The organism is Microvirga ossetica (genome assembly GCF_002741015.1).
Classification (GTDB): domain Bacteria; phylum Pseudomonadota; class Alphaproteobacteria; order Rhizobiales; family Beijerinckiaceae; genus Microvirga; species Microvirga ossetica.
Genome location: NZ_CP016620.1, coordinates 241,223 through 256,586 on the forward strand (window position 1 = coordinate 241,223; position 15,364 = coordinate 256,586).

Sequence of the window (15,364 nt, forward strand, 5' to 3'; positions counted from 1 at the left end):
GGTGGGCCGCAGATGGAAAGTGTTCGCAGTACATGTTCCGCCCTTCGACCAGAACGCTTGCGATGCGAGCACTTGGTCGATCCTATGGGACTGGATGAGGTCGCACCGCGCCTGTCCTGGTCAGTTGCGGGTGATGGGCGCGATCGGCGACAATCGGCTTATGAAATCCGCGTTGCAACCACCCGCGAGGCGCTGTCCGATGAGCATGGTCTCGCATGGCACACAGGCCGCGTCGAGAGCGATGAAACCCTTGATCACGTCTACCAGGGAGAACCTCTTCAGGCGTGCACTCGTTACTGGTGGCTAGTACGAGTTTGGGACGAACGTGGAGTCGTGTCCGGCTGGGCCGACCTAGCCTTCTTCGAGACCGGCTTCATGGGCGCACCCTGGCCGGCGGGCTGGATCTCCGAGCGCTCATTGGGTGCCGACGAGGAATACGAGACGCCGCGTCTTGCGGCTTACGACAACCCCTTTCAGGCGCTCTCGGTCGCGCATTTTCGACGCAGTTTCGTTCTCGACCGCCCAGTTGCCTCCGCGCGCCTCCATGCCACCGCGCTGGGCGTCTACGAGATGTTGATCAACGGCCGCCGGGTGGGCGAGGATGTCCTCGCGCCAGGCTGGACGGATTATCACACCCGATTGGAATATCAGACCTACGATGTGAGCGATCATCTCGTGGCAGGTGATAACGTTGTCGCTGCACTTCTCGGCGAAGGGTGGTACAGCGGCTATCTCGGCTTCAACCGCAAGCGCCCAGCCAACATCTACGGTGTCAAGCCCGCCCTCAGCGCATTCCTCGTCATCACCTTCGTGGATGGCACCAGACTGGCGATTTCGACGGACGATGCGTGGCGGTACAGCCGCGGCCCGCACATCTATTCCGACGTGCTCATGGGCGAGCACTACGACGCGCGCCTCATGATGCCGGGATGGAACCGGCCTGGCTTCGACGACCGGACTTGGCATGAGCCTGAACTCGGAGCCACGCCGCCCCGATCGATCCATGGCGCCCGGGGACCGGCGATCCGCGTGATGCGCCGTCTTGCAGCCAAGAGTGTGAAGGCGGCTTCGGACGGCAGCTTCGTATTCGATCTCGGGCAGAACATGGTCGGCCGTACCTGCCTGCGCATCCGCGCAGAACGCGGCCGTGTGATCCGCCTTCGGCATGGAGAGGTCCTACACGAGGATGGGACGCTCTATGTCGAGAACCTGCGCTCGACCCGTCAAGAAGATATCTACGTCGCCACCGGTGAGGGAGAGGAGGTCTGGGAGCCGACCTTCTCCGTGCACGGATTTCGCTACGTTGCGGTGCACGGGCTTGCAGACGCGCCACCGCTCGAGGCTATCGAGGGCTGCGTGATACACAACGCCATGGAGGAGACGTCGTCCCTGGAGACGTCAAGCGATCTTGTCAATCGGCTCTATGCAAACATTCTTTGGGGACAACGCGGCAACTTCCTCGCCGTGCCAACCGATTGTCCGCAACGGGACGAGCGTCTCGGCTGGCTCGCCGATGCGCAGGTGTTCCTGCGGACCGCAAGCTGGAACATGGACGTCCAAGCGTTCTTCACAAAATGGATGATCGATGTTCTCGACGCGCAATCGCCGGAAGGCGCTTTCCCGGACGTGGCTCCGCGCGGACCCCTGCCGCAGGATGGTGCGCCGGCATGGGGCGATGCAGGGGTCATCGTGCCGATGACCCTCTACGAGCGATATGGTGACGAACGTCTTCTGGCTCGGGCGTATCCAGGCATGGCCGCATGGCTGCATTATATCCGCCGCCACAATCCGGACGGCATCCGTACCGAGGCCTGTCATGCCAATTTCGGTGACTGGCTGTCGCTCGGCGAGCAGACGCCGAAAGCTCTCGTTGCGACGGCTTATTACGCACACGTGGCCGCGCTCATGGCACGCGCCGCGACAATCCTCAAGATTCCGGAGGATGCCGCCTTCTACGACGCGCTCTTCGCGCGCATCCGCGAAGCCTTCCAGCGCCGTTTCATGGCCAAGGATGGCCGGCTCGAAGGAAACACTCAGACAGCCTATCTCTTGGCGCTCGCCTTCGATCTGATGCCCGACCATCTTGTGCCGCGCGCTGTCGCACATCTCGTCGAGAACATTGAGGGAAGGGGAGGTCATCTCACCACTGGTTTTCTAGGAGTGCGTCACCTCTGCCCGATCCTGACGCAGCACGGGCATTCTGACCTGGCCTATCGGCTGGCATTGAACGAGTCCTACCCGTCGTGGGGCTATTCGATCGCGAACGGTGCGACGACAATCTGGGAACGGTGGGACGGATGGACGGGCGAAAAAGGTTTCCAGTCGCCGAAGATGAACTCATTCAACCATTACTCCCTGGGTTCGGTCGGGGAGTGGCTGTTTGGCGCTATGGCCGGGATTGACGACGATCGAAGCGGCGGAGCTTTCCGCAAGATCCGCCTGCGACCGACGCCCGGCCCCGGCGTCGATCGCTGCGCCGCCCGTTTCCTGTCGCCACGAGGATGGATCGCATCCGAATGGGTCCGATCGCAGGACGGAATCAGCTATGCCTTCGAGGTGCCGGCCAATACCTTGGCAATTGTCGAACTCGTGGCGAAAGGTGCCGTCAGCATCCTTCGCGATGGTGAGGAGACCACGCCTCTTGGCTGGACTGACGATCGCGATAGAGGCCGGGCGAAGTTCGAGCTAGGTTCCGGGTCTCATCGGTTCGCGGTGCTCAACGCCCGCCCTCAGCACTGAAAGCATAGCTGATGACAAAGGATTGCTGCTCTCCGCCAACCCGCGCATCTCTGAAAGAGCAGGCGTGCCAGGAGGCGAACACCCACAGGAAGGCGGTGAATCACGCCGGGATGGTTCTCATTCCGGCTGGCGCCTTCCGCATGGGCGGAGCCGATTCAGAAGACTACCCGCAGGACGGTGAGGGGCCGGTCCGGACTGTCACGGTTTCGAACTTCCTGATCGATGCGACAACTGTGACGAACCGGAGATTTGCCCAGTTCGTGCGCGGCACAGGATATGTCACGGACGCGGAGCGCTACGGTTGGTCATACGTCTTCTACGCGGCAGTGCATCCGAGGGCGCAACATCAGGTGATCGACGGAACGGTTTCGCAAGCGCCCTGGTGGCTTGCCGTGAAAGGTGCATGCTGGCGTGCGCCCGAGGGACCGGGCTCTTCAGTTGATACCCGGTCGGACCATCCTGTCGTGCACGTTTCATGGAACGATGCGAACGCTTACGCCGCCTGGGCGGGCAAGAGGCTACCGACCGAAGCCGAATGGGAGAAGGCTGCCAGGGGCAGGCTCGACCAGACCCGATTCCCGTGGGGCAATGATATGGTGCCGGCCGGACGCCATCGCTGCAACATCTGGCAGGGCAACTTTCCTCATCTCAATACGGGATCGGACGGGTATTTTACAACAGCGCCAGTCAAGACATTCGAGCCTAACGGGTATGGGCTCTACAACGTGGTCGGCAATGTCTGGGAATGGTGTGCTGACGCGTGGAGTTCCGATTGGCACGCTGTCGAGAGGCCCGAGACACGCCTGGATCCGAAGGGGCCACCCGAGAGCGAGAATGGCGCGAGAGTCATACGCGGTGGCTCGTACCTTTGCCACGAGAGCTACTGCTCGCGTTACCGATTGTCGGCGCGAACTCTCAACACGCCGGATTCGAGCACGGCCCATATGGGGTTCCGCTGCGCTGCCGACCTATCCTGACCTTATTACGAACATAACTTGAGGAAGTGATTGCAACGGCTAACGTTGAGGTCTGGGTGCCGGCCCGTCCGAGACAGAATGACAATGACTTCAGAACGGGTGTTTGCATCGACATCACACGAGCAGATCCAGGGCACCGTTCTCTTATTCCGGGGATTCTGGTCAAGCCCTTTGAATGGCCTTCTCCGTTAGTTCGGCTGATATCACCTGTCGGGTCATGGTTCTCTCCGCGGTCGGCAGACACCGCCGCATAATGGGGTCGGAAGCCTCAGCCTCGCCATGTTGCATACGCGGTCAATCTGCTCCCTGAGGTTCAGGTTTCAGGCCGCAACGGTGCCCACGCGATGGCTGCTGCCTCGTCCCGACAAGGGACATCGTACCGCCAGATCAGGCGGATCTCTTTGGGTGTCTATCTCATGCGGGCTGCCCTTCCTGGCGCGACCACCGGAAGTCCGTGTTGTCACGCCACATCCGGTGCAGGATCAGGACGTGTTGGACAATGGTGCAAAGTTCGGCCTGCCTCAGATGGACCTGAGACGCCAGGATCGACCCGGAAGATCACCCGAACCACATCATCGGCAACCTCGATGCGCTTGACGAGAGTACAGATGATGTCGCGCCTTGTCGTCCAATCCGCCCCCGCGAGCCGATCGTGCACCAGCGCGGCAAACAGGTCGAGTTTGCCAATCACGAGGTGCAGCGAGCGGACTTGCTCATCGGCTTCCTGGTGAGCCTTGGCTTCGGCTTCCAGCCGGGCTGTCCGGCGGCGCAACGCGGCCAAGCGCGGCTCGAATTCAGGCTTCTCGATCAGCCCCTCGGTGTAGCTGTCGATCAGTCGCTCGATCGCGCGGCGGGCCTTGGCCCGTTGACGGCCAAGGGCATCAAGTTCGAGCCGATGCGGCGTGGCCTGCACCGCGTCCAGGCGCCGCTGATACTCCGCGATGACCCGGGCCGGATCGTCGAGCAGCCGGCAGACCTCGGTCCACACCGCCTCATCGAGCAACTCCGTGGCGACCAGCCGGGCATCGCACCGGAACGCACCGTGGAAACGGCTGCGGTCGGTGCCGCAACAGCGATAGTAGCGCCACTGCCCGCGATGGTGATGGCCGGTGAACCCATAGCCACACTTCTGGCAGACCAGCAGGCCGCGCAGCAGATACTGGACGCCCGCAAGCCGCTCGCGACTGCGTCTGCGGTTCTCCTCCAACTGCTCGGCGACACTCGCAAAGAGTTCTTCGCCGACAATCGCTGGCACCGCGATGCTGATATGTCGTTCGGGCGTGGCGAGCACTTGCCGCCAGGGCCGTCGCGGCAGGCCATCGTGGCCGCGCGGCGGATGAAGCGGCGGCCGCCACGGCACGCTCTGGCGGCGACCATAAAGCGCCTGTCCCGCATAGGCGGGGTTGAGCAGCATGCTATGGATCATCGCCCGGCTCCAGTGTCGCCGCCCAGTCGGACTCGGAAGTCCGCTGTCGTGCAGGCGTCGGCAGACCCCCGCCAGCGTCAAGCGTTCGTGCCCGACCCAGGTGAAGATCTGGCGCACGATCCGGGCGGCCTCCTCATCAATCTCGTAGCGTGCGTCTCCCCCACCAGCCTCACGCGTGATGTAGCGGTAGCCGAAGGGCGCACGGGACAGGACGCTGACGGCACCGGTCTGGGCGCGATGGCGCTTGCCACGCCGGCTGCGCTCCAGCACCTTGGCTCTCTCATACTCGGCGAACATACCCTGCAGTTGCAGCAGCAGGCTGTCTTCGGGCGTGGTCCCGATCGGGTGATTGAGGAAAACGACTTGGGTGCCGGCATGGGCGAACTCCTCGATCAGCAGAACCTGATGCGCATAGCTGCGAGCCAGGCGATCCGGGGCATGGACGTAGATCAGGTCGATCGCCGACAGTGCCACGAGGTCGCGTAGATGCTCCAGCGCGGGACGGATCAGGCTGGCGCCGCTGTGGCCGTTGTCGATGAACCGCAGATCATCCCGCAAGTCGTGGCCATCCTGCTCTGCTCGCGCGGTCAGTTCCGCCAATTGGCTGTCGATGGTGTGATGCTCAGCCTGCTGGTCGGTAGAGACCCGGGCGTAAAGGGCGACCTGCAGGGTCTGCGGTGCCGAAACGGCTCTCAGGTGCGGAGTTCTCATCGTACGCTCCCTTGGACATGGCGGCCTGCGCCCGTGATGGCAGGGAACAGGTGCGCAGGGGCAGGAGGCGCTCGTAGGCGCGTCCCAGGACTTCTTGACTGCCCCGTCTGACCTCGAAGCCGACCTCAAGGCGCAGAGGATGGCGCCTTTTGCAAAGCTTGGCCATTGCGGTCCTCGTCCTTCATCGGCCTGGTTCGTTCAGAGCCGGTTGAAGGCTTTAACTTAGGACCTGTCGTGTGACGCCGAAGCGCCTCGCGAGCGACTGTATGAACAAAGCTGATCGCAAACTTTGCACCATTGTCTAGCACGTCAGCGCCAACTTACGCGCGACCGCAACGGTCGCCTTCTTGCCGCCCACCTTCTTGGCGAGCCGGGTGCCCCAGGCCTTCAGCGCAGACCAGCGCGAGACCCGGTTCAGCAGGATTCCGGCCGCCTCAAACAGATACGTGCGCAGCAACGGATCGCCGCACTTGGAGATCCGACCGCTTCGATCGATCTCGCCTGACTGATGCCGTCGTGGGGTCAGGCCAAGGTAAGCCCCTACACTGGACGAGCTCGAGAACCGGTCTGGTGTGTCGATGACACTGATATAGGCCAACGCGACCAGAGAGCCGACACCGGGAGCCGTCATCAGGCGTCGGGCCGCCTGATCCTGGCGCGCCAGTCCCATGAGGCGGCGGGAGAGGATGCCGATTTGTCGGCTGACCTCCTGCAATGCTGTCAGGAGGGCCTCAACAGCATCCTTCAGTGGCCCATCGGCCACCAGTTCGCGCACGCGGTCGATGAAGGGCTGACGGCCTCCCTTGCCAGCGACCAGACCAAAGGGCTTGAGCATGCCTCGGATCTGGTTGATCAGGTCCACGCGCACCTCCACTAAGCGAGCGCGTGAGCTGAGGAAGCTGCGGACCACCTGGCTGTCCAGGCTCTTGACGGTGACCTCCCGGTACCATCCCGTGCGCACGATCTGCGCCAGCCCAAGGGCATCATTCGGGTCGGTCTTGTTCATCTGCAGCGACAGCGCTGCCTTGGCATGGCGCGCATCCAGGCAAATCGGCACCGTTGCAGTAACTTGAAAACGGCATAACGGACCCAGTTCAACGGGCCGCTCAGGCGGCAAGACCGAAGAGCTGATTGACGAGACGGATTTCGCCTGTCGCGCGACCTTCCCGATGGATGCAATGGCCGCGGCGGATCATGCGCATGATTTCAAAACCCGTCAGGGTCGCGGCGGCGGTTTTCATGGTCTGAAAGCCGCGTGTCGGCCTGATCACGCGCTTGAGCGCGCCATGATCCGCCTCAAGGATGTTATTCAGATATTTCGAGGTTCGGTGTACCACATCGTTCGGCAGCAACCCTTCGTTCTGAAGGCGCAGGATCGCCCTGGGATACGACGCCAGTTTATCCGTCGTGATGGAGGATGGTGGGTGGTGACTCATCGCCTTGAGGGCCTTACGCAGGAAACGGTAAGCGGCGATGGCATTCCGGCGATCGGACAGCATGAAGGCGATCAACCGACCGTACTTGTCGACCGCGCGGAACAAGTATGTCCACTTGCCGCCGACGCGGACGTAGGTCTCGTCCACTCTCCAGGAGCCTGAGCGAGGTCCCCGATAGGGTCGCATCCGCTTCTCCATCTCCGGAGCATAGCGCTGAACCCAACGGAAGATCGTGGATGGGTCAACAGCGACACCGCGTTCGGACATCATCTCGGCGAGATCGCGATAGCTGATGCCGTACTTGCAGTACCAGCGCACGCACAGCAAGATGATCTCAACCGGGAAGCGACGGCGCTTGAACAGAGACACGGGAGCGGATCCTTGATGAACCGCTCCTCGCTAGACGGCCGAGGTTAATGCAACGGTGCCGCCCTGCTTGCGCAAGAGACGCTTCAGCAAGCGTTTGGCGGCCTTGGTGTCGCGTCGGCTCTGGACGACCTCATCGAGCACATATCCGTCCTGATCCACCGCCCGCCACAACCAGTGTTTCTTGCCAGAGATCGTGACTACGACCTCATCCAAGTGCCAGATGTCGCGGCGGCTTGGCGTCTTGCGCCTGAGACGGCGGGTGTACGCCGGCCCGAACTTCAGCGCCCATCGCCGGACGGTCTCGTAGGACACGACGATGCCGCGCTCGAACAGCATCTCCTCGACCAGCCGCAGGCTCAATGGGAACCGGAAATACAACCAGACCGCATGGGCGATGATCTCAGGCGGAAAGCGATGGCGTTTGTAGGTAATGCGCTTGGTCATGCCGGACCATCTACACCGCTTGATCTCATGTCCGGGTTAACGTGACAACGCCAGCCAGTATGAGAGGCGCCCGGCGGCCATGAACCTGATTCGGCTTGATGCATGGTTCGCGGGCACGCCGCTCGCACGAACACGGCAATCCGCGTTTATCGCCCTCATGGCGCTTCCAACGGATGCATGAGGCATTCGCCAACAGCATCGATTCCGAAGCAAGTCCATCACTGGGTTGCCTCCTTTGTCACTTTGTCATGCCCAGACGTTGATCGAATGAGGGTCACTTTGGCTGAAGCCAAATGCGCTCGACACGCAAGTTCGACGGCGGAAGTATCGCGCCTGAGCAGTGCTTCGATGTACGTCAGATGCTCCCGAATGGCAATTTCGTTGCGTTGTCGTTCGTCCTGCTTGTTCCACTGATAGTGATAGTGGAAAACGAGAGTGATGGTATCATAGAAGCTGTCGATGAACCGGTTGGGCGACGCCGAAGTGATGAGGCGGTGGAAGCGGCTGTCGAGGTCGGAAAAATCGTGAAAGCGCTGATCGAGTTCCCCCAGCAGAGCGATATGTTTCTGGCGGAGCGCCTTGAGTTGCTCCCAAAGAGGAGAGTCTTCAGGCAGAGCGGCAAAGGCCTTCGCCGACCGTACCTCGAACATCTCCCGGATTTCGAAGAGTTCGAGCGCGAACCGGGCCGTGAATCCCTTGAACACCCAACCGGCGTTTGGACGCTTCTCGATCAGCCCGAAGCGCTGGAAGCGGTTAAGAAACTCGCGAATGCCGGTCGTTGCCACGCCAAACTGTCTGGCCAGCTCAAGCTCGTTGATGGCTGTGCCAGGGCATGCATTGTCCCTGAGCATCCATTCCATGAAGCGCTTCTCCACTTGCTCCGCCATAGGGATAGTTTCCGCCTCCGGAAAACGATGACTCTCAGCGCCGGCAGTGGCGACAATCCGTCGGGGCGCGCTGCCAGTCACGACCCCATGTGCACTCAGCGCAGCCAGAATCTTCCGTACCGTGGTCCGGCTGACATTTAGCTGGGCACTCAGGGTGCTCTCGGACGGGATCCAGCCTCCATCTTCGAGCTTTGAGACGAGGTCGAGGGTCTCATTGAAGGCCCGCTTGAATACCCTGTCCGTTTTCATCACGATGGCCCGCGGAAAGCTGACTTTTAATACATAAAAAACAAGTTGACGAGCGTCGCTGGCGGGTTTTTTTCTATAAGGAACATGCCTTCGCGGAGACTCGGCCGTGGCGGACGTAACGAAAGAGCAGGCGGGAACAGGATCCAGCTCATGGATCAGTGAACGGCCGGCAGAAGGATTTGATGCCGTCTCAATTGGACTCCGGCTTCTGAGCTTCGGCCCTCTGCTAATCCTGATTCTGCTCATCGCGGCAATCAGCCTGCTCACTCCTAACTTTCTGAAGCTTGGCAATCTTGGTAATGTCGTTGCTCAAACAGCGGTCATTGCCATTGTGGCGATGGGTCAGCAGCTCGTCATCCTCACGAGAGGCATCGATCTCTCGGTTGGCTCCAATCTCGCTCTTGCCACCGTCGTCGGTGGGCTCATGTTCCGGGTGGTCGATTCTGCTCCGCTCGTTATCCTGGCAATGCTCCTCATGGGCGCCACCGTCGGTGCCATCAATGGCATCGTTTACGTCTTCGGGCGCTTGCCGCATCCATTCATCATCACTCTTGCCACGCTGATTATCTGCCGCGGCCTCGCGCTAGAACTGGCGATTGGCCACACCACGATGCGCGGCATGCCCGACGTCATCACGATGATCGGCGGCGGGTCGACCTTCGGCTTGCCGAATTCCTTTTTCGTCGTGCTCGCCGTAGCCTCAGTGGCCCTCGTGATCACCAAGGCGATGGTTTGGGGTCGCTGGATTTACGCCGTCGGTGGCGCACCCGAAGCGGCTCTGGAAATGGGAATACCAACGAAGGGTGTGCTCGTCTCGATCTACGTTATCTCCGGGTTGTGCGCCGGAATAGGTGCCGTGGTGCTTGCTGGCCGAACCGCAGCCAGTTCCCCGCTCTATGGGAACCTGCTCGAACTCGATACCATTGCCGCTGTGATCATCGGCGGAGCGAGCTTCCTCGGCGGCCGCGGCCATATCGGCCATGCGCTCATCGGAGCAGTGATGATTGGTATCATCCGAAATGCGCTCAATCTGTTGGGCGTCGACGTGTTTTTCCAGATGATCGCCGTCGGGCTCATCATCGTAATCGCAGTCGAAGCCGATATGTTGCGCAATCATCTTGAGGCCCGAGCACGGGTGCTGCAAGCAAGGAGGGCTCAATGAGCCCCGTTGCAAGCAACCCTGTTCTGACCGTACGCCATGCGCACAAGCGCTTCGGCGCGGTGTATGCACTGCAGGACGTCGGTCTTGAGGCCCGTCGCGGAGAGGTGCTGGCCCTGCTGGGAGACAACGGTGCCGGGAAAACCACCCTGGTCAAGTGCATCAGCGGCGTCCACACGCTCGATGAGGGGGAAATTCTCCTCGACGGCGAAGCCGTTTCGCTCCAGTCACCGAGGGCTGCCCGACATGCCGGCATCGAGACCGTCTACCAGGATCTTGCGCTTTTTGACAATCTGACCCCGGCACAGAATTTCTATTGCGGTCGCGAGATCGCTTTCCCTGACTGGCTTCCACGGCCGCTCCGCTTTCTTAGCAACACCACCATGGATCGTAACGCCGCTGCGGTCCTTGATCGACTGAAGGTCAAACTCCTGAACTCTGATGCACCAGTTGCTCTCATGTCGGGTGGGCAGCGCCAAGCGATTGCCGTCGCGCGAGCGACTGTATTCGCGCGGAAGCTAGTCATTCTGGATGAACCTACCGCGGCGCTGGGCCTGCGCGAGTCTCGAAAAGTCCTCGACCTAATTGCGCAGCTGCGCGCCGAGGGCAACGCGGTAATCCTGATCACCCATAACATGGAGCATGTCATGGAGCTCGCCGACCGCGCGGTGGTGCTCCGCCAGGGGCGCAAGGTCGGAGAACTGAAGCCTGACCGGGCAAACCAACGGGATTTGGTCTCACTGATCGTCGGAGCTGAAGCGTGAGAGACTCGCCACCCTGACCTGGGCGGTGAATAGCAGGATCGTTCTATTGCGGAGCGATCCGAGATCGGGAGGTGCAAGATGAAATCGAAGCTCATGCTGGCGAGCCTAGCAATCGCTGTCGCGACTGCTGGGCCAGCCTCAGCCGATAGCACCATCAAAATCGGCTTTATCACAAAGTTCCCCGTGCCGTTCTTCGCCACGATGGAGAATGCCGCTAAGGCCTATGCTACAGCACATCCCGGTGTAGAGATCATCTTTGGTCAAGGCGCGTCGGCCACAGACATCGAGGGGCAGATTGCCTTGATCGAGTCAATGGTCACCAAGGGCGTGCAGGGTATCGCGGTGACTCCCGTTGATCCGACCGTCGCACCCGCACTCGACAAAGCCGTCGCCGCTGGGGTGAAGGTTGTCCTGATGGACAACAACATTCCTGGGTGGGACAAGCGGACGGCGCTGGCGACCACGAACAACTACAATGCCGGTCAGATCGCTGGCACCTACCTGAAGTCGGTCCTGAAGGATGGTGATACGCTCGGCATACTCGAGGGTGTTCCCGGCGTGCCCTCGCTTGACGATCGGGTCAAGGGAATGCTCGACGGGCTGCAGGGCGTGAAAGTCAAAATCGCTGGTCGCGGAGCAACCAACTGCACGGAGGAACTCGGGATCAGCGTTGCCGAAGATCTGCTAACGGCAAATCCGGACCTCAAGGCGATCTATGCCGCTTGTGGCCCACCTGCGGCGGGCGCGGCGCGGGCCATTAAGAATGCTGGCATCGCTGGTGATAAGATCACCCTCGTTGGTTTTGACTTCTGCTGCGGCGAGGCAGAAATGCTCACCGCAGGTATTGAGGATGCCACTGTCGCGCAATTTCCTGCGAAGATGGCTGAACTGGGTGTGGACGCACTCGTCAAGGCGCTCCGTGGCGAGAAGGTCGAGTCGCTGGTCGACTCAGGGGCTGCCTTGGTCACCAAGGCCAACATGGCGCAGTTCGAGTGAATCCAAGTGGGCCAGCATTGGGCTGGCCCTCACATGCCAATGCTTAAAGCAAACCGTAATGGCCCTATTCTCTTGTTCCGGGGATCTGGATCAAGCTCCGTAAGCGGCCTGTTTTGTTGGCATCGTCAAGTTAACGCGGTGGTGACGAGATGCTGGCATACGCGCGGGCATGAACCTGACCCGTCATCCTCGCTATGCCCGCCACCGGTTCCCTGCTGAGGTCATCAGCCACGTTGTGTGGCTGTATTTCCGGTTCCCCTTGAGCCTGCGCATGGTTGAAGAGATGCTCGCTGCCCGAGGTATCCTGGTCAGCCACGAGACGGTACGGCAGTGGGCGATGAAGTTCGGCCAGGATTTTGCCAACCAGATCCGCAGGCGTCATCCGGCTCCTGGCGACAAATGGCATCTCGATGAGGTTGTGATCAGCATCGCTGGTAAAAAGCATTGGCTCTGGCGTGCCGTGGACCAGCATGGAGTCGTACTCGACATCCTGGTTCAGAGTCGGCGCAACGCGGAGGCGGCCAAGCGCTTGCTGCGCAAACTGCTGAAGCGTCAGGGCCGGTCACCGCGCGTGATGATCACGGACAAGCTGGCCAGCTATGCCGCCGCGAAGAAGGCTGTCATGCCGGGTGTGGAGCACCGCCAGCGTAAAGGCTTGAACAATCGAGCCGAAAATAGTCACCAACCGACCCGTCGGCGCGAGCGCATCATGAAGCGCTTCAAGTCAGCTGGGCAGGCCCAACGCTTTCTCTCGGTTCATGACCAGGTTGCGAACCTCTTTCGCCGTCCGTCAAACACCAATGCAGCTGACCATCGCGCATTCCGGGCGCAAGCCTTTATGACTTGGAGTGAGGTGACCGGCGTTGCGCCGACCTTCTGATCCGCGGATGCAGAGCCGGCGTTCCGACCTCAACTCGTTAACTTGACGATGCCAGCCATCTGCTGCACGCAGCTGGATCGGGGTCGCGGCCTAGGCACTCGTATTGGTCAATCGGAGCGCCCACAGGCCGGACCCTTTGATCGGCAAATCTACTTCTGGATACAGGTGTCGACCGTATCCTTCGTGCATTCGTCGAGTCCGGTGAACACCGGATCCTCTACTTTCTTGCCCGCGATGAGGTTCAGCATCACCGACGGCGCCTTGTAGCCCATCTCGAACGGTCGCTGGCCGACAAGCGCCGTAACCAAGCCTTCGCGCGCGATCGCAACTTCGGCACCGATCGTGTCGGCCGCCGAGATGACGAAATCGTTGCTGGCGATGCGGGCGGCAAGCGGTTTGAACAGATCGCGGTAGGGTTGCGGTGCGCCGAACAGCGGCCAGCCACCCTCGATCGCGAACGCATCGAGTTTCGGATTGGCTGCGAGGATGTCGGTCATTGCCTGAACACCCTTGGCGCCGTCATCATTGGTAAAGACCGGACAGCCCGCGACCTCGGTCCAGCCGCCTTCTCCCTTCAGGGCTGCAAGTCCCTTCTGGCCGCTCAGCGTATCTCGCGTGCCCTGGGCGCGGCGCAGGATGTTATCAGCGCCCGGATTGCCTTCGATTAGACACACCGTTCCACCCTTGGGCTTGGCCTTCTTGATGTACTCGCCGATGCGGGCGCCCATCAGGTAGTTGTCGGTTCCCAGATAGGTCTTGCGCAGTGCCGAGTCCTCAGCGGCCAGATCAGCATCGAGCGTCATTACCGGGATCGTCGGATTGGATGTCTTGAGGGTCTGGGCAATCAGCTTCGCGTTCGAAGGCGAAATAGCTATCGCAGCGGTGTCGGCCTTGCCCAACATATCCTGGACGATCTGCGCCTCGCCAGCTTCGTCGGAGGTTGATGCGGGACCGGTGTAGAAACATTCATACTCCGATCCCGCGTTTTCTTTATTCCACTTTTGGCAACCTTGGTTGATCGCCTCAAAAAATGGGTTATCGAGGCCTTTCACGACGATGACCAACTGCTTCTTGGCCAGCGCCTGTCCGGCGCTGAGTGCTAAAACGGCGGCAGCGAGCAACAATGTCCTTCTCATTGATTCCTCCCTTGAAACAAACGGACACGACGTGTCCGCCACACAACATCAGCCTGGATACCAAACGATGCGAGGAACTGTCCGTGAACGTTCGTACTGCCAAGCTGAGTCGATCAGCATTTCCATGTCGTATTTGGGTTGCCATTCGAGCAGATATTTGGCCTTGCTGTTGTCCATCCAGGTCGAGTGGAACTGGCTCGGTATATCAACGGAAGCGAGGCTGCGCGTCCGGGCGAGGTAGGCCGCGACCTCTCCATAATCGACCGGCTGATCCATGCAGATGTTAAAGAGTTGCCGCTTCGTACGTGGATTGTCGATCGCCGCTAAGATCGGCGAGACCAGATCATCGACATGCACGAAGTTGCGCTTGAGCGGGCGCCCATCGGCGTCGCGCAACAATGGAACGGTACCTTCCTTGGCGTAGCGTTTTGCGTCTGCCTCGGGGACAAGAGTCTTCCAGTCAGGTCCTCCGAACACGTCGTCTCCGAATGACAGCGTATACTTGAAGTCGTCCTTCTCCATGATCCACGGCGCACGAAGGCAGCATCCGTTGCTACCATACTGGATGCCGAACTGCTCCAGCATCACCTCTTCTAGAACCTTCGACAGCGCGTAGCATCCCGGATACGCTCGGTGCGGTGCATCCTCGGTGACCGGCCTATCCTGGCGATAATAAAAGTGACCGATCCCAGCGTCTCCACCAATCAGGATAAACTGGCGGGCAGATGAACTCCCACGAAACTCCTCAAGCAGCCAGAAAAGACCCTTGACGGCTACGTCCATAATGTCGTCAGGCGTCTCCTTGCAGGTGGCGAGATGCACGACATGTGTGACGCCGGCGAGCGCGGTCATCACCACACCGCGCTCGGCAATCGAGCCGCGGACCACCTCCATGCGGTCGGTTTCACCGGGCAGGCGATAATGACAAAGCGCCCGAATGCGTGCTTTGGAAAAGCGCGGATCCCCAAGGATCCTAGCGATGAAGTGCCGCCCGACCTTGCCCGTTGCGCCGGTGACAAGGATCAGCATGCTCTACCTCCCACTCGCAGCTGATATTCATGCGTCTCACTCGTCAACGGGTATTTGGCATACGACTCGGATCTTTCGGGAAAGGATCGATTGATCTGACTGTTGATTGACGCTGTCGCGGCGTTTTGCCTAAATGCACCTCTTCGCACGTCTTGGAACAAT

Annotated in this window: 12 protein-coding genes and 1 pseudogene; 6 read left to right on the plus strand and 7 right to left on the minus strand. The window is 60.6% G+C overall.

Annotation, left to right across the window (positions count from 1 at the left end):
• The first annotated feature begins 12 nt into the window (after window positions 1–12).
• Both BB934_RS44125 and BB934_RS44130 read left to right on the plus strand, forming a co-directional pair.
• Entirely contained in the window at window positions 13–2,739 is a 2,727-nt protein-coding gene (locus BB934_RS44125; RefSeq protein ID WP_099515872.1) for an alpha-L-rhamnosidase, read from the plus strand.
• Between the two features lie 11 nt (window positions 2,740–2,750).
• Window positions 2,751–3,716 (plus strand): formylglycine-generating enzyme family protein, encoded by a 966-nt coding sequence (locus BB934_RS44130; RefSeq protein ID WP_099515873.1) that lies wholly within the window; start codon window positions 2,751–2,753, stop codon window positions 3,714–3,716.
• Between the two features lie 460 nt (window positions 3,717–4,176).
• Here the strand turns inward: BB934_RS44130 and BB934_RS44135 are convergent, their stop codons facing one another.
• The 5 genes and pseudogenes from BB934_RS44135 to BB934_RS44155 form a co-directional block, all read right to left on the minus strand.
• Window positions 4,177–5,853, minus strand: a complete 1,677-nt coding sequence (locus BB934_RS44135) for a recombinase family protein (RefSeq protein ID WP_099515874.1) — start codon at window positions 5,851–5,853, stop codon at window positions 4,177–4,179.
• Window positions 5,854–6,154: 301 nt separating this feature from the next.
• On the minus strand, window positions 6,155–6,910 hold the full coding sequence (locus tag BB934_RS44140) for an IS110 family RNA-guided transposase (RefSeq protein ID WP_237050902.1): 756 nt from the start codon (window positions 6,908–6,910) through the stop codon (window positions 6,155–6,157).
• A gap of 49 nt (window positions 6,911–6,959) precedes the next feature.
• Complete coding sequence (locus BB934_RS44145; RefSeq protein ID WP_099515875.1) at window positions 6,960–7,658, minus strand: IS6 family transposase; 699 nt, start codon at window positions 7,656–7,658, stop codon at window positions 6,960–6,962.
• A 60-nt stretch (window positions 7,659–7,718) separates the two neighbouring features.
• Window positions 7,719–8,102: pseudogene (locus BB934_RS44150) on the minus strand (IS6 family transposase); the annotation flags it as partial.
• A 218-nt stretch (window positions 8,103–8,320) separates the two neighbouring features.
• Window positions 8,321–9,238, minus strand: coding sequence for a GntR family transcriptional regulator (locus BB934_RS44155; protein WP_099515876.1), 918 nt, complete (start codon window positions 9,236–9,238; stop codon window positions 8,321–8,323).
• 106 nt (window positions 9,239–9,344) lie between these two features.
• Between BB934_RS44155 and BB934_RS44160 the strand changes: the two genes are divergently transcribed.
• The 4 genes from BB934_RS44160 to BB934_RS44175 all read left to right on the plus strand — a co-directional run bounded on the left by BB934_RS44160 (window position 9,345) and on the right by BB934_RS44175 (window position 13,037).
• Window positions 9,345–10,400, plus strand: coding sequence for an ABC transporter permease (locus BB934_RS44160; RefSeq protein ID WP_237050904.1), 1,056 nt, complete (start codon window positions 9,345–9,347; stop codon window positions 10,398–10,400).
• Complete coding sequence (locus tag BB934_RS44165) at window positions 10,397–11,161, plus strand: ATP-binding cassette domain-containing protein (protein WP_099515877.1); 765 nt, start codon at window positions 10,397–10,399, stop codon at window positions 11,159–11,161. The genes BB934_RS44160 and BB934_RS44165 overlap by 4 nt, the downstream gene beginning before the upstream one ends.
• Before the next feature lie 78 nt (window positions 11,162–11,239).
• Entirely contained in the window at window positions 11,240–12,157 is a 918-nt protein-coding gene (locus BB934_RS44170; RefSeq protein WP_099515878.1) for a sugar ABC transporter substrate-binding protein, read from the plus strand.
• A gap of 169 nt (window positions 12,158–12,326) precedes the next feature.
• Window positions 12,327–13,037: an IS6 family transposase gene (locus BB934_RS44175; RefSeq protein ID WP_099515879.1), complete on the plus strand. Its 711-nt coding sequence runs from the start codon at window positions 12,327–12,329 to the stop codon at window positions 13,035–13,037.
• 149 nt (window positions 13,038–13,186) lie between these two features.
• Here the strand turns inward: BB934_RS44175 and BB934_RS44180 are convergent, their stop codons facing one another.
• Both BB934_RS44180 and BB934_RS44185 read right to left on the minus strand, forming a co-directional pair.
• Window positions 13,187–14,173, minus strand: coding sequence for a substrate-binding domain-containing protein (locus BB934_RS44180; RefSeq protein WP_099515880.1), 987 nt, complete (start codon window positions 14,171–14,173; stop codon window positions 13,187–13,189).
• A gap of 48 nt (window positions 14,174–14,221) precedes the next feature.
• On the minus strand, window positions 14,222–15,202 hold the full coding sequence (locus tag BB934_RS44185; protein ID WP_099515881.1) for an NAD-dependent epimerase/dehydratase family protein: 981 nt from the start codon (window positions 15,200–15,202) through the stop codon (window positions 14,222–14,224).
• Window positions 15,203–15,364: the final 162 nt, after the last annotated feature.

Excerpts from the sequence above, each read along its gene's own strand:
- BB934_RS44185 (WP_099515881.1), bottom strand. The coding sequence starts at position 15,202 with ATGCTGATCCTTGTCACCGGCGCAACGGGCAAGGTCGGGCGGCACTTC.
- BB934_RS44125 (WP_099515872.1), top strand. The coding sequence starts at position 13 with ATGGAAAGTGTTCGCAGTACATGTTCCGCCCTTCGACCAGAACGCTTG.
- BB934_RS44180 (WP_099515880.1), bottom strand. The coding sequence starts at position 14,173 with ATGAGAAGGACATTGTTGCTCGCTGCCGCCGTTTTAGCACTCAGCGCC.
- BB934_RS44165 (WP_099515877.1), top strand. The coding sequence starts at position 10,397 with ATGAGCCCCGTTGCAAGCAACCCTGTTCTGACCGTACGCCATGCGCAC.
- BB934_RS44130 (WP_099515873.1), top strand. The coding sequence starts at position 2,751 with ATGACAAAGGATTGCTGCTCTCCGCCAACCCGCGCATCTCTGAAAGAG.
- BB934_RS44170 (WP_099515878.1), top strand. The coding sequence starts at position 11,240 with ATGAAATCGAAGCTCATGCTGGCGAGCCTAGCAATCGCTGTCGCGACT.
- BB934_RS44175 (WP_099515879.1), top strand. The coding sequence starts at position 12,327 with ATGAACCTGACCCGTCATCCTCGCTATGCCCGCCACCGGTTCCCTGCT.
- BB934_RS44155 (WP_099515876.1), bottom strand. The coding sequence starts at position 9,238 with ATGAAAACGGACAGGGTATTCAAGCGGGCCTTCAATGAGACCCTCGAC.
- BB934_RS44135 (WP_099515874.1), bottom strand. The coding sequence starts at position 5,853 with ATGAGAACTCCGCACCTGAGAGCCGTTTCGGCACCGCAGACCCTGCAG.